Origin of the sequence: Streptomyces sp. NPDC093094, assembly GCF_044754345.1 — a bacterium.
In the GTDB taxonomy this organism is placed as follows: domain Bacteria; phylum Actinomycetota; class Actinomycetes; order Streptomycetales; family Streptomycetaceae; genus Streptomyces.
This window is the reverse complement of record NZ_JBIVOX010000014.1, coordinates 142,536-155,554: the sequence shown is the minus strand read 5'-3', so window position 1 is coordinate 155,554 and position 13,019 is coordinate 142,536. Positions and strand designations below refer to the sequence as shown.

The following is a 13,019-nucleotide window of genomic DNA, read 5'->3' as shown; positions in this document are numbered from 1 at the left end:
CCCGGTCGCCCGGTCCGGCCGCGGGCCCGGCACGGCCGGTCGCGCGGTTCCCCGCCCCTGGAACGTCACCGTCCGGGCTTTTTGACGATCTTGCCGACCCGCTCCCCCACACCCCAGGTCGTCACGCGCCAGAGGGCCTCCACCAGGATGTCCCGGCTCATCTTGGAGTCGCCCAGCTCGCGCTCGACGAAGGTGATGGGCACCTCGACCACGTGGTACCCGGCCTTGATCGCGCGGCGGGCCAGGTCGACCTGGAAGCAGTACCCCTGCGAGGCGACCTCGTCGAGGCCGAGCCCTTCGAGGGTCTCCCGCCGGAAGGCGCGGTACCCGCCGGTGACGTCACGGATCGGGACGTCCAGCAGGACACGGGAGTACAGGCTGCCGCCGCGGGAGATGAACTCACGGCTCCTGGGCCAGTTCACGACCCGGCCGCCGGGCACCCAGCGCGACCCGAGCACCAGGTCGGCGCCCTTGAGCGCGGTCAGCAGCCGGGGCAGTTCCTCGGGCTGGTGGGAGCCGTCGGCGTCCATCTCGATCAGTACGCCGTAGCCGCGCTCCAGGCCCCAGCGGAACCCGGCGAGATAGGCGGCACCGAGGCCCTCCTTGCCCTTGCGGTGCAGGACATGGACCTGCTCGTCCCCGGCGGCCAGTTCGTCGGCGAGCTTGCCGGTGCCGTCGGGGCTGTTGTCGTCGGCCACGAGCACGTGCACCTCGGGGACGGCAGCCCGGACCCGCCCCACGATCGCCTTGATGTTCTCCGCCTCGTTGTAGGTCGGAATGATCACCAAGGCCATGCCGAGCGGGCCGAAACGCCTGCCCTGGGGCTGTGCCGCCCCGGTCCCGTCGCCGTCGTTCACTGCTGCCCTTTCGTCTCCTGCGCAGACGTCCACCTTAGTGGCCACGGCCTGCGATGACGTGACAGGAGGTTCGTATGCTCGTGGCCATTTCACAAGATCGGTCGGAGCCTACGCCCCGGGAAGCCGCGGACGGATGCCCGGTGCCCTTCGGTCCGGCCCCGGACCGGCCGGCCGAGAGCCGTTGTCCGCCGAGCTGCCGGGCCCACCCGGATCGCGCCTCCCGGCCGGCCGCAACGGTCCCTCGCCGCGGCGCGGGCACCGGGTCCGGTTCCCGGTGGCGGTGCCCCGGAGCGGCACACCGTCCTGGCGCGGCGGCGACTGCGCACTCCTTGCGCGGACGCGCCCCGGCCGGACGTCCTGTGGTGGACTCCACCGAACCTACCGGCCCCGGACCGTCGCCTGTCAACAGCCGTCCGACCTGCGCATTCGTCAGGAAACCGCTGGTCGGCGGGGGAGGCTGCGCAGGTCGCGCGGCGGACTGCCGGACGGTGCCGGGACGGGGCTGCCGCCGTGGATCACTCGCCCGGCCGTACATACACCGTCCGCCCTCCCACGACCGTGCGCAGGCACACCGGCAGCTCCCCGCCGGGCGTCAGATCGGGCAGGCCGGGGGTGCCGGAGCGGGGGTCGGTGGACCAGCGGGCGACCCGGTCGTCGGGGGCCTGGACCACCAGGTCTCCGGTGCGCCAGACCGCGTAGTCCGCGGGCGCTCCGGGCACGAGGACGCCCGCGTCGTCGCGGCCGACGGCCCGCCAGCCGCCCCGCGTATGGGCGGTGAAGGCGGCACGCACGGAGACGCGGTGCTCGGGCGTGCGGTGGAAGGCGGCGGCCCGGACCGTGCCCCACGGGTCGAGCGGGGTGACCGGGCTGTCGGAGCCCAGGGCGAGCGGGACACCGGCGCGCAGCAGGGCGGCGAACGGGTTGAGGGTACGGGCCCGCTCCGCCCCGAGCCGCTGGGCGTACATGCCGTCCTCGCCGCCCCACAGCGCGTCGAACGCGGGCTGCACGGACGCGGTCAGGCCCAGCTCGGCGAAGGCGGCGACGGCCTCGGGCGTGAGCATCTCGGCGTGCTCGATCCGGTGCCGGGCGGCCCGGACGCGGGCGAGCCCGACCTTGTCGGCGGCGGCGCGGATCCCCTCGACGACGGCGCTCACGGCGGCGTCGCCGATGGCGTGGAAGCCCGCCTGGAGTCCGGCCTCGGTGCAGACGACGACGTGTGCGGCGACGGCGTCGGCGTCCAGGTAGGCGGTGCCGGTGTGGCCGGCGTCGGCGTAGGGCTGGTGCAGACAGGCGGTGTGGGAGCCGAGGGCGCCGTCGACGAAGAGGTCACCCGCGGCACCGGCGGCGCCCAGTTCACGGGCCCTGGCGACCCCTTCCTCGCCCTGCTCGGCCCAGTAGCCGACGACCCGGGGGCCGAGCTCTCCGGCGGCGAGGCGGAGCAGTGCGGTGAAGTCGTCCTCGGAGGAGATGTCCGGGCCGCCGCACTCGTGGACCGAGCCGATGCCGAGGGAGGCCGCGTGGGCGAGGGCGGCACGCTGGGCCTCGGCGCGCTGCGCCGGGTCGACGGCGGCCAGGGCGGTGGCCCGTACGGCGTGGTGGGCGTCGGCGGTGAGCGGGCCGTCGGTGCCGCGGGCGAGGCCGGGCGTGAGGTCGAGCAGCGCCGTGGTGACGACGGCCGAGTGGACGTCGATCCGGGAGAGGTAGAGGGGGCGGCCCGCGGTGGCCTCGTCCAGCTCCGCGCGCGTGGGCGGGCGGCCGCCGGGCCAGCGGGCCGCGTCCCAGCCGTGGCCGAGCAGGACCCGGTCGCCGGGGCGGGCCGCGGCGAACTGCCGCACGAGGGCGAGGGCCTCGTCGAGGTCCCGGGCCCGGGACAGATCGAGCCCGGTCAGGGCCAGCCCCGTGGCGGTGGTGTGCACATGGGCGTCGGTGAACGCGGGGGTGACCAGCGCCCCGTCCAGGTCGACGACCTCGTCGACGCCGTCGGCGAAGGCGTCGGCCGCGCCCTCGGAACCGACCCAGGCGACCTGGCCGTGCTCGACGACCATCGCGGTGGCGAACGGGTCGGCGGGGCTGTGGACCTCTCCGCGGCGGAGCAGGACGGTCTGGGGCGGGGCGGTGCGCTCACTCATGGGAACAGTCTCGCGCCTCGCCCCTCCCGCCCCGAACGCAGGGCGTCAGATGCGCGGGGGGCGTGCCTCGTACGGGGTCGACAGCACGACCGTCGTACGCGTCGAGACACCCGCGAGCGACCGGATGCGGGCCAGCAGCCCCTCCAGCTCGTGAGGGGTGGCCACACGGACCTTGAGGATGTAGTTCTCGTCGCCGGCGACGCTGTGGCACGCCTCGATCTCGGGCACGCCGACGAGCCGGTCGGAGATGTCGTCGGGGGCGCTGGGGTCGAAGGGTTTGACCGAGATGAACGCGGTCATGGGCAGCCCGACGGCCTCGGGGTCCACCACTGCCGCGTAGCCGCGGATGACACCACGCTGCTCCAGCCGGCGCACCCGCTGGTGCACGGCCGACGTGGACAGGCCCGTGGCCTTGCCGAGGTCTGTGTAGCTCATCCGCCCGTCCTTGACGAGCAGCTGCACGATCTGACGGTCCAGCTCCTCCATGGCGCAAGAACCTACAGTGCGCTTGATCTCTTCGGATACCTCGACGGCCCCGGTCATGCCCGGTTCGTGATCTGCCGGAGGATCACCGGAGGACCGCCGGAGGACCGTCGGAGCGATTCGGGGGCGCGACACGCCGATTTCAGGCCGCCCGGACCCCCGTGTGACGAACGCCACAGCCAGGGGGTGACGTGCGTGATGTTCTCGTGATTACCTCGGATGCCGGACGGGAAGTGCTTGCTGTGGTCGAGACCGCAGCGCCGTCGCGGCCCAGCCCGAGGGGGAGAGTCCCATGCAGAGTGTGAAGCGTCCTGGTCGAACCGCGCCCAAGCGGCAGCATCTGGTCATCGAGCCCGAGCCGGAGGGTGTCGAACCCGACGCCTTCGACGACGACCTCGACGACGCGTACGACACCTTCGAGATGTACCGGGTGATCTGCCCGGACTGCGCACAGCCCATCGCCCTGCTGGCGGACGAGGAGGTCCTGCCGGAGCACGCGCTGTGCGCGTCGCCGTGGAACCCGTTCGGGCTCACGGTGTGCACGGGCACCGGCCGCAGCGCCGGCGAGGCGCGTCCGGCCGACGAGTCCGGCCAGCCGCAGGAGCAGGACACCGCCCTGCTCCTGACGCTCCCCCAGGGTCTGGACTGGCGGATGCAGCCCTTCTCGCACGTCGGCGGCCCGGGCTCGCGCCCGATGCGGGTCCCCGCGATGCGCCGTCACGCCGCCTGAGCGGCGAGAACCGGCCCAGTTCTCCCTGACCGACCTGCACCACGGCCGCAGGCTGCCGTGGTGCGGGACCAGTGTGCCCGGATCCGGCGGCAGGGCCGCCTCTCCGGCATGCCCGCCGCGCGCGAAGGGGCGGGACGGACGCGGACCGAAGAGGCGGGACGGGCACGAACTCACGGCCGATTAGGGCGGCCGGTGACCCGGAGGCCGCCACCGGCGTTGGCCCGGTATGGCCCTCCTTCTCCATGCCACGACCGGACGTCAGCGCCGAGTGCTCGTCCCGGGGAGCGCAGAATCGGTTCCGCTTCTGCAGGCGCCGGCGCCGGCGCAGACGCCGGCGCCCCAGCCGCCCGCGGACCCGCCCATCTACCGGGACCTGCTGCGCGCCTGGGCCGACCGCGGCCGTACGGTGCCCGGGCGCCACGACCCGGAGTGGGTACGGCTCGTGGCGCCCGCGGTCCGTCCCGGTCAGTTCAGCGGGTCTCCGGGCCCGCGAGATGACGGGCGATGACCATCCGCTGGATCTGGTTGGTGCCCTCGACGATCTGCAGCACCTTGGCCTCGCGCATGTAGCGCTCGGCCGGGAAGTCGGCGGTGAAGCCGTATCCGCCGAGGACCTGCACGGCGTCGGTGGTGACCTTCATGGCGGTGTCGGTGCAGTGCAGCTTGGCCATGGCCGCCTGCTTGGCGAAGGGCAGCCCGGCGTCGCGCAGCCGCGCCGCCGCCAGGTACAGCGCGCGGCCCGCCTCGATCTGGGTGGCCATGTCGGCGAGCATGAACCTGAGGCCCTGGAAGTCGGCGATCGGCCTGCCGAACTGGCGGCGCTCGCTCGCGTAGGACACGGCCTCGTCGAGGGCCGCCTGGGCGACGCCTATGGCGCACGCGGCGATGCCGAGCCGCCCGGAGTCGAGCGCGGACAGGGCGATGGAGAAGCCCTGGCCCTCCTGGCCGATGCGGCGGCCGTCGGGGACGCGGACGCCGTCGAGGTGGACCTGGGCGGTGGGCGAGCCCTTCATGCCCATCTTCTTCTCCGGCGCGGCGGCGCTCAGCCCTGCGGCGTCGCCGGGCACCAGGAACGCGGTGATGCCGCGCGGGCCGTCCTCGCCGGTGCGGGCCATCACGGTGTAGAAGTCGGCGATGCCGCCGTGGGTGATCCACGCCTTGGTGCCGGTCAGCACCCAGTCGTCGCCGTCGCGCACGGCCTTGGTGCGCAGGGAGGCCGCGTCGGAGCCGGAGGCCGGCTCGGACAGGCAGTAGGCGCCGAGCAGGCCGCCGCCGAGCATCGCGGGCAGGTGCTCGACCTGCTGCTCCTTGCTGCCGTAGGCCGCGAGGGCGTAGGAGGCCAGGGTGTGCACGCTGAGCCCGAGGCCGACGGTGAGGCGGGCCATGGCGAGCTCTTCGAGGACCTGGAGGTAGACCTCGTAGGGCTGCTCGCCGCCGCCGTACTCGCCGTCGTAGGGCAGGCCCAGCAGTCCGGAGCGGGAGAGCAGGGTGAAGACCTCGCGCGGGAAGCGCCCGGCCTCCTCCTCCTCGGCCGCCGCCGGCGCGATCTCGCGCTGAGCGATGTCACGGACGAGTGAGATCAGATCCCTGGCCTCGTCCGTGGGCAGTTGACGGTCCACCGGCTGCGGGGCGCGGTCGGGCATGGCGACGCTCTCCTCCCTTTCGGGCACGGGCGGCGCGGCCCGTCGTGGGAGCGGCTCCGCCTGGTCTTCTGGGTGCCTGTTCCGATGCTCGCACCTCCGGGTCTCGGAAGCTGCTGACCAGCGGCTCGGCGCTGTGAGTATGCCTGATCGAAGGCGGCACGTCACTGGTTAACGACCGCTCACTTCAGACCATTGTCCGCCGATCCGGATTGGTCCGCACCATTGACCGCACTGGTCTAGTCCTCCTACGGTGTCGGATCACCGGCATTCATCGCGTTCATGCCAACCACGATCCCGTGCCCGGCAGGGACGCGCGCCGGGGCATGTCCCCCTCTCCCCCACGAGGAGACACCGATGCGAACCCCCCTGCGTTCCCTGGTCGCCGCCGTGTGCGGCGCCGTCCTGGGTGCCGGACTGCTCGCCGGCGCGGGCCCCGCCACCGCGACCACCGCCGCCCCCGCCGCCGAGGCCGCCGCCGGCTCCAAGGTCGTCGGCTACTTCACCGAATGGGGCACCTACGACCGCAAGTACTTCGTCAAGAACATCAGGACCTCCGGCTCGGCCGCGAAGCTCACCCACATCAACTACGCCTTCGGCAACGTCACCGGCGGCAAGTGCGCCATGGGCGACGCCTACGCCGCCACCGACCGCGCCTACACCGCCGCCGAGTCGGTGGACGGCGTCGCCGACACCTGGGACCAGCCGCTGCGCGGCAACTTCAACCAGCTGCGCAAGCTGAAGAGACTCCACCCGAACCTGAAGATCCTGTGGTCCTTCGGCGGCTGGACCTGGTCGGGCGGCTTCGGCGAGGCGGCCCGCAACCCGGCGGCCTTCGCCCAGTCCTGCTACGACCTGGTCGAGAACTCCAGGTGGGCCGACGTCTTCGACGGCATCGACATCGACTGGGAGTACCCCAACACCTGCGGCCTGAGCTGCGACACCAGCGGCCGGGCGGCCTTCAGGAACCTGATGCAGGCCGTGCGCGCCAAGTTCGGCTCCGGCAACCTGGTCACCGCGGCGATCACCGCGGACGCCACGGCCGGCGGCAAGATCGACGCCGCCGACTACGCGGGCGCGGCCCAGTACGTCAACTGGTACAACCCGATGACGTACGACTACTTCGGCGCCTGGGACGCCGCCGGTCCGACTGCGCCGCACTCGCCGCTGAACTCCTACAGCGGCATCCCCAAGGCGAACATGTACACCTCGGCCACGATCGCCAAGCTCAAGGGGCTCGGCATCCCGGCCTCCAAGCTGCTGCTCGGCATCGGCTTCTACGGCCGCGGCTGGACCGGGGTCACTCAGTCCGCGCCCGGCGGCACCGCGACCGGTCCGGCGGCGGGGACGTACGAGCAGGGCATCGACGACTACAAGGTGCTCAAGACCAGGTGCCCGGCGACCGGCACGGTGGCCGGCACCGCGTACGCCAAGTGCGGCAGCAACTGGTGGAGCTACGACACCCCGGCGACGATCGGCACCAAGATGGCGTACAAGAACGGCCAGGGCCTGGGCGGCACCTTCTTCTGGGAACTGAGCGGGGACACCGCGAACGGCGAGCTGATCAGGGCGATCAACTGAGTCTCGCACCGGGGCGGGGGCGCGTCCCCCGCCCTTCCTACGCTTCCCGGCGGGCGGGCTCGGGGGCCGGGTGGGCCGGGTCCAGCTCCTCGATGGCGCGCAGGGTGCCGCCGAGCATCTTCACCAGCAGCTCGCGCATGCTGTCGCGGGACAGGCCGGGGCGGTCGATCCAGTCCAGCGTGGCGCCCTCCACGCCGCACACCCAGCCGAGCAGTCCCATCCGGGCCGTCGGCGTGATCTCGATCCGGCCGTACGCGCCCTCGGCGATGGTCGCCACGATCGCCTCGCGCACCTCGTCGCGGATGGCGTGCACCTCGGCGTCGAAGCCGACTCCGCCGCTGACGATGGTGCGGTAGGCGGCGTGGTTGTGCTCGGCGTAGCGCAGATAGCCGTCGATGGTCCGGTGCACCCGGTCCACCGCGGGCAGTTCGACGCCGCTGGCGGCGAAGCCGACGAGCTCGGCGACCGAGTCCTCGACGATGGCCAGGTAGTAGCCGCGCTTGGAGTGGAAGTAGTAGTAGATCAGTCCCTTGGCGACATGGGCCTGCCGGGCGATGTCGTCCATCGAGAGCGCGTCGTAGGACGTGTCGGCGAACAGCCTCCGCCCGATGGCGATGAGTTCGGCGCGGCGCGCCAGCGAGCGGTCGGTGCCGCGCACCGGCGGGCGGGCGGCGTCACGCTGGTGACTGATGTTCAATTTCGAACCTGATATCCAACGGGCGGCGGGACACCCGCAGTATGTCAGGCCATGGGTGGTTCAGGTCACAGCGGTCGGAACCCGCTCACAGCAGGCCGAGCCGGGTCACGAACACCGCGACGACCAGCACCAGGACCCAGCCCATGACGTGCTCGAGGATCTCGGGGCCGTCGTCGTCCCGGGGGCCGCCCGTGGCCGCGCGGGCGGCGACTGCGTTCGTGGTCATGGTGTCCACCTTGCCACCCGGGGCGGCTTTTGCGGCCGAGAGCTTGGTCACAGCCGCCCCGGATGCCGCCCCGCTCAGCGCACGCCCACCGCCTCCAGGGCCCGGCGTTGCCGCGCGGTCGGACGGGCCGGGAAGTAGAGGTAGCAGACGCCGCCGGTGCCGCCGACGACCTTGCCGGAGGCGTTGTACCGCTTGGTCCGCAGCCAGATGTTCTCCCACTCGCGCCGCCGGTAGACCCGGCGCACGGCCGCGTTGTCCGGCGAGGCGGGGTCGTTGGCGATCACGTCCCCGTCGGCGGTGAAGCCGATCACGGTCATCAGGTGCCCGGAGGTGCCGTATCCGGCGCCGGTCAGCTCGTCCGCGCGGAAGGACTGGGACGTTATGGCCGGGATGCCCGCGGCGATCAGCGTCTCCAGCTCGGTGAGGGAGTGCAGCCGGGTCACCACGCCCTGGAGGCCGGGGAAGGTGGCGGCGTAGGCGGCGTTGAACGGCCAGTTGCCGCAGCCGGAGTACTGGTAGTCGTAGGTGTGGCGGGCCGCGTGGCACACCTGCGGGTCGGCGTAGGCCGGGTCGACCCAGGAGAGCTGCTCCTCGGTGAGCCGGCCGCCCCAGTACTCGACGATCATCTGCGAGGAGGTGGGGCTGCACCACGCCTCGCCGCCGTTGTCGTACTCGGGGTACTGGCCGACGTGGATGTTCTGGGAGTAGCGCGGGACGGCGAGCTCCTTCGCGGTGCCGGGCGCGGACGCCGGCACCGTGAAGCGGTCGGGGACGTCGGAGCCCATCGCGCCGAGCCGCCACACCGTGGGCGTCGCCCCGCCGCCCGGCCGGCGGTGGAGCGTCAGCCGCAGCCGGTACGAGGCCAGGCGCAGACCGGTGGAGGCGTCGTCGACGGCGAAGGTGTCCGTCCAGACGCTGCTCCTGCCGTCGCCCTGGTCGTCGACCGAGGTGCGGCGGATGTCCTGGTCCCCCGCCGCCCAGCGGCCCATGACGTACCAGGGCGTGTCCGTGCCGTCGGAGTACGTGCCCTTCAGCTCCACCTGGATCCAGGTGCCGGCCGGGGTGTCGGCGTTCCAGGAGGCGATGACCTCGGTCGCCGGGACCGTGAGCCGGTGGACCGGGGAGGTCCAGGTGGCGTACTCCCAGGCGGAGGTGGTGCCGGTGTGGGGATCGGTGTAGTCGGTGGTGCCGGCCGGAACGGCGAGGACGAGGCCGGGGCGGAGTCCGGCGACGGCACGGGTGCCGTGCGCGGTGCCGGAGCGCCAGTCGGTGAAGGTGGTCCAGGCGTGGTTGTCGACGAGTCGGGCCGGGGCCCGCAGCGGACCGGCGGCGTCCGGGCCGGTCGCGGCGGAGGCCGCCGTCCGGCCCGCGCCGGTGACGACGGCGGCGACGACCGCCGCGGCCAGCACGGTTCTGCGGGACGGCTGTTCGGCTCTGCTCATGGGTGGATGACCCCCAGGTGTCCGGGTCGGGGCGGGCCCGACGCATGGCTGCGTCCGCCAACTATGGCCAAAGGCGCCCTGTCCAGCCAGCACTTCGGGCCATGCCGCGCCCACCAATATTGGTTTCGACCACTGGCACGACCTGGGACGGAGCCGGGCCTGCGCATTGGCGATGATGGAAGGGTGCATCCCCTCCCGCCCCCGCTCGCCGGCCTCGCCCGCCGGCTGCGCGCCCTGCCGCCGTCCCTCGGCCCCGTCCGGCTGATCGCCGTCGACGGGCACGCCGGCTCGGGGAAGTCCACCTTCGCCCGGCGGCTCGCCGAGGCGCTGGGCGGGGCTCCGGTGCTGCGCCTCGACGACATCGCCACGCACGAGGAGCTCTTCGACTGGACCGGCCGGCTGCGCGCGCAGGTGATCGAGCCCCTGGAGCACGCCGGACGGGCCGTGTACCGCCCCTACGACTGGCACGCCCGCGGCTTCGGGCCGCCGCGCGCGCTGCCGCCGGCCGAGGTGGTCCTCGTCGAGGGGGTCGGCGCGGGCCGCCGCGCGCTGCGGCCGCATCTGGCGCGGCTGCTGTGGATGGACATGCCGCAGGAGGAGGCGTGGGCCCGGGGGCGGGCGCGCGACGGCGAGGAGCAGCGCACGTTCTGGGAGGGATGGGTCCGTGCGGAGCTTCGGCATTTCGCCGAAGACCCCTCGCGACCGTATGCGCATCTGCTGGTGCGGCAGGTGCCGGAGGGGTACGAGGTGCTGCCAGGGCCTGCTGTGGACAGCATTCCGTGACGCTCCGTGAACGGCTGTAGACAATGTGGTGAAGCTGTGAAGAGCGCCGTGCCGGAACTTCCGGGAGTGCCTCAACTCCGCTTGACCGGTGGCCCGTACAGGTCTTACGTTCTCAATGTGCGCCCCGTCAGGGGGCACCCGCAGACGCGAAGCCCCCGGTTGTTCCCCCGTGATCGGGGGCTTCGTTCTGCCCTCACACCGCTCACCGAGCGCCGTGAGGCGCCGATCGATCACCCTCGGTGACCGCGCCGCACGCGCCCCCTTCCACTCCTTCCTGACCGAACGGCCGGTACCGCACCCTTCGGCGGGCGACACCGGCGCAGGTACGATGCCCTCGGCGCGACCTTCGGACGGCTGCCGCACGCAGATCAACTCCGGTCCGCGGCACAGTGGTTCGAGCGGTGCGGCCGGCGGGTGAGGGCCCGGCGGTGAACCAGCGGGGGCACGGCTTGTGGGGGACGGATGGACTTCGGCATGCAGGGTCCGGAGGGCCCGGCCGACCTCGCCTGGCTGCGCGGGGTCGATGCCTACACCATGGGCGCCTATCCGCAGGCGGAGGAGGAGTTCCGCACCGCGGTACGGCTCGACCCCGGCATGGCGGACGGCTGGCTCGGGCTGCACGCGCTGCGCGTCGACACGACGACCGCGCTGCTGCGGATGTTCCGGCATCGCGACCGCTTCGGCGAGCAGCGCGCCCGGCATGCGCGCGCCCTCAACTCCTGGTACTGGCTGGGCTGGTGGGTGCAGCCCGTGCTGGAGAGCCCCCGCGATCTGCTGCTCGCCCACGCCTCCCACTGGCTGGACGGCCGTCATGTGCCCGAGCTGGACCGGGCGCTGGCGGGGCTGCCGCCGGTGGACACCGACGCCCAGGTGCGCTTCCTGCACGCCTGCCGCTCCTATCTGGTCAAGGACTGGGAGCAGCTCGTACGGCACACCGACCCGCTCGTCGACGATCCGCTGCTCGGCATCGAGGCGGGGCTGTTCGGCGGCATGGCCCGGGTCCGGCTGGAGATGTACGGACAGGCCGAGCCCCTGCTGTCCGCGGCGCTGATGCGCTGCCGCAGCGAGCAGCCGCAGCGCAAGGAGCTGCGCTACTGGCTGGCCCGGGCGCACGAGGGCACGGGCCGTTCGGCGGCGGCGCTGCCGCTGTACCGGGCCGTGCACCGGGTCGACCCCGCCTTCATGGACACCGCGGCCCGTCTCGCGGCCATCTCCGAGGGCGACGGCTTCGACGAGGCCGCCGACCTCGCGGCGATCACCCTCACCGGTGCCGGGCAGGACAGCGTGGACGGGATCGACGTCTTCGACCCGCTGTTCGGCACGGACGCCCGCGACCTGAGACTGCCCGAGCCGGATCTGCCTCCGCCCGTCCCGCCCATGCCGTCGGTGGCCGACCCCGCGGCACGGCAGAAGGCCGCGGTGCAGTCCACGTCGCTGCCGGCCGGGCCCACGGATCCCGCGTTACTCGACGAGGCGCTCGCCGAACTGGAGCGCATGGTGGGACTGGAACCGGTCAAACGTCAGGTCAAGGCGCTGTCGGCGCAGCTGAACATGGCCCGGCTGCGGGCCGGTCAGGGGCTGCCGGTCCAGCCGCCCAAGCGGCACTTCGTCTTCTCCGGCCCCTCGGGCACCGGCAAGACCACGGTGGCCCGGATCCTCGGCCGTGTCTTCTACGCCCTCGGTCTGCTCGGCGGCGACCATCTCGTGGAGGCCCAGCGGGCCGACCTGGTGGGCGAGTACCTCGGCCAGACCGCCGTGAAGGCCAACGAGCTCATCGACTCCGCGCTCGGCGGGGTCCTCTTCGTCGACGAGGCGTACTCGCTGTCCAACTCCGGCTACGGCAAGGGCGACGCCTACGGCGACGAGGCCCTTCAGGTCCTGCTGAAGCGGGCCGAGGACAACCGCGACCATCTCGTGGTGATCCTGGCGGGCTACCCGGAGGGCATGGACCGCCTCCTCGCCGCCAACCCGGGCCTGTCCTCCCGCTTCACCACCCGCGTCGACTTCCCGTCCTACCGGCCGCTCGAACTCACCTCGATCGGCGAGGTGCTGGCCGCGGAGAACGGCGACGTCTGGGACGAGGAGGCTCTGGAGGAGCTGCGCTCCATCGCCGGGCACGTCGTCGACCAGGGCTGGATCGACGAGCTGGGCAACGGCCGGTTCCTGCGCACGCTGTACGAGAAGAGCTGCGCGTACCGGGATCTGCGGCTGTCCGCCTATCCCGGCACGCTCACCCGGGACGACCTGGCGACCCTGCGGCTCCCCGACCTGATGCAGGCGTACGGCGAGGTCCTGTCGGGCCGGGGGCCGCACGACCCTTCGGCCATGTGAGGCTCACGGCCGCCCGGCCCGGTGAGCCGGACGGCCGACGGCCGAAACCGCATGACCGCCGGCCCGGTGAGCCGGGCGGCCGGGGACGCGGCCGTCGGCCGCGGGAGCCGGAGGGCCGAC

The 13,019-nt window shown here is 73.0% G+C and carries 11 protein-coding genes; 4 read left to right on the top strand and 7 right to left on the bottom strand.

Annotated elements, in window-relative coordinates; translation table 11 throughout:
* Window positions 1-65: 65 nt before the first annotated feature.
* The 3 genes from ACIQGV_RS28175 to ACIQGV_RS28165 all read right to left on the bottom strand — a co-directional run bounded on the left by ACIQGV_RS28175 (window position 66) and on the right by ACIQGV_RS28165 (window position 3,472).
* Window positions 66-857, bottom strand: coding sequence for a polyprenol monophosphomannose synthase (locus ACIQGV_RS28175; RefSeq protein ID WP_402499005.1), 792 nt, complete (start codon window positions 855-857; stop codon window positions 66-68).
* Window positions 858-1,372: 515 nt separating this feature from the next.
* A complete protein-coding gene (locus tag ACIQGV_RS28170; protein WP_402499002.1) occupies window positions 1,373-2,986 on the bottom strand; it encodes an amidohydrolase in 1,614 nt (537 codons plus the stop codon).
* A 45-nt stretch (window positions 2,987-3,031) separates the two neighbouring features.
* The gene (locus ACIQGV_RS28165; protein ID WP_402499000.1) at window positions 3,032-3,472 is read right to left on the bottom strand and encodes an Lrp/AsnC family transcriptional regulator; all 441 of its coding nucleotides are present in this window, start codon (window positions 3,470-3,472) and stop codon (window positions 3,032-3,034) included.
* A gap of 289 nt (window positions 3,473-3,761) precedes the next feature.
* On the opposite strand from ACIQGV_RS28165, the gene ACIQGV_RS28160 reads away from it, so the two are divergent.
* Window positions 3,762-4,199, top strand: a complete 438-nt coding sequence (locus tag ACIQGV_RS28160) for a hypothetical protein (RefSeq protein WP_402498998.1) — start codon at window positions 3,762-3,764, stop codon at window positions 4,197-4,199.
* Between the two features lie 470 nt (window positions 4,200-4,669).
* Here ACIQGV_RS28160 and ACIQGV_RS28155 read toward each other — a convergent pair whose 3' ends face one another.
* A complete protein-coding gene (locus tag ACIQGV_RS28155) occupies window positions 4,670-5,842 on the bottom strand; it encodes an acyl-CoA dehydrogenase family protein (RefSeq protein WP_402498996.1) in 1,173 nt (390 codons plus the stop codon).
* Window positions 5,843-6,196: 354 nt separating this feature from the next.
* Here ACIQGV_RS28155 and ACIQGV_RS28150 point away from each other — a divergent pair, with 354 nt between their 5' ends.
* The gene (locus ACIQGV_RS28150) at window positions 6,197-7,420 is read left to right on the top strand and encodes a glycoside hydrolase family 18 protein (RefSeq protein WP_402498994.1); all 1,224 of its coding nucleotides are present in this window, start codon (window positions 6,197-6,199) and stop codon (window positions 7,418-7,420) included.
* Between the two features lie 37 nt (window positions 7,421-7,457).
* Here ACIQGV_RS28150 and ACIQGV_RS28145 read toward each other — a convergent pair whose 3' ends face one another.
* The 3 genes from ACIQGV_RS28145 to ACIQGV_RS28135 all read right to left on the bottom strand — a co-directional run bounded on the left by ACIQGV_RS28145 (window position 7,458) and on the right by ACIQGV_RS28135 (window position 9,785).
* Window positions 7,458-8,117, bottom strand: coding sequence for a TetR/AcrR family transcriptional regulator (locus ACIQGV_RS28145; RefSeq protein ID WP_402498992.1), 660 nt, complete (start codon window positions 8,115-8,117; stop codon window positions 7,458-7,460).
* An 85-nt stretch (window positions 8,118-8,202) separates the two neighbouring features.
* Window positions 8,203-8,343 (bottom strand): SCO1431 family membrane protein, encoded by a 141-nt coding sequence (locus ACIQGV_RS28140; RefSeq protein ID WP_402498990.1) that lies wholly within the window; start codon window positions 8,341-8,343, stop codon window positions 8,203-8,205.
* Window positions 8,344-8,417: 74 nt separating this feature from the next.
* Window positions 8,418-9,785, bottom strand: a complete 1,368-nt coding sequence (locus ACIQGV_RS28135; RefSeq protein ID WP_402498989.1) for a peptidase C39 family protein — start codon at window positions 9,783-9,785, stop codon at window positions 8,418-8,420.
* A gap of 183 nt (window positions 9,786-9,968) precedes the next feature.
* Here ACIQGV_RS28135 and ACIQGV_RS28130 point away from each other — a divergent pair, with 183 nt between their 5' ends.
* Window positions 9,969-10,568 (top strand): uridine kinase, encoded by a 600-nt coding sequence (locus tag ACIQGV_RS28130; protein ID WP_402498986.1) that lies wholly within the window; start codon window positions 9,969-9,971, stop codon window positions 10,566-10,568.
* A gap of 462 nt (window positions 10,569-11,030) precedes the next feature.
* Window positions 11,031-12,899 (top strand): AAA family ATPase, encoded by a 1,869-nt coding sequence (locus tag ACIQGV_RS28125; RefSeq protein ID WP_402498985.1) that lies wholly within the window; start codon window positions 11,031-11,033, stop codon window positions 12,897-12,899.
* Window positions 12,900-13,019: the final 120 nt, after the last annotated feature.

Bases quoted from the DNA above. Each gene is read 5' to 3' on its own strand.
- ACIQGV_RS28165 (WP_402499000.1), bottom strand. From the start codon at position 3,472: ATGGAGGAGCTGGACCGTCAGATCGTGCAGCTGCTCGTCAAGGACGGG.
- ACIQGV_RS28150 (WP_402498994.1), top strand. From the start codon at position 6,197: ATGCGAACCCCCCTGCGTTCCCTGGTCGCCGCCGTGTGCGGCGCCGTC.
- ACIQGV_RS28170 (WP_402499002.1), bottom strand. From the start codon at position 2,986: ATGAGTGAGCGCACCGCCCCGCCCCAGACCGTCCTGCTCCGCCGCGGA.
- ACIQGV_RS28140 (WP_402498990.1), bottom strand. From the start codon at position 8,343: ATGACCACGAACGCAGTCGCCGCCCGCGCGGCCACGGGCGGCCCCCGG.
- ACIQGV_RS28135 (WP_402498989.1), bottom strand. From the start codon at position 9,785: ATGAGCAGAGCCGAACAGCCGTCCCGCAGAACCGTGCTGGCCGCGGCG.
- ACIQGV_RS28160 (WP_402498998.1), top strand. From the start codon at position 3,762: ATGCAGAGTGTGAAGCGTCCTGGTCGAACCGCGCCCAAGCGGCAGCAT.
- ACIQGV_RS28155 (WP_402498996.1), bottom strand. From the start codon at position 5,842: ATGCCCGACCGCGCCCCGCAGCCGGTGGACCGTCAACTGCCCACGGAC.
- ACIQGV_RS28125 (WP_402498985.1), top strand. From the start codon at position 11,031: ATGGACTTCGGCATGCAGGGTCCGGAGGGCCCGGCCGACCTCGCCTGG.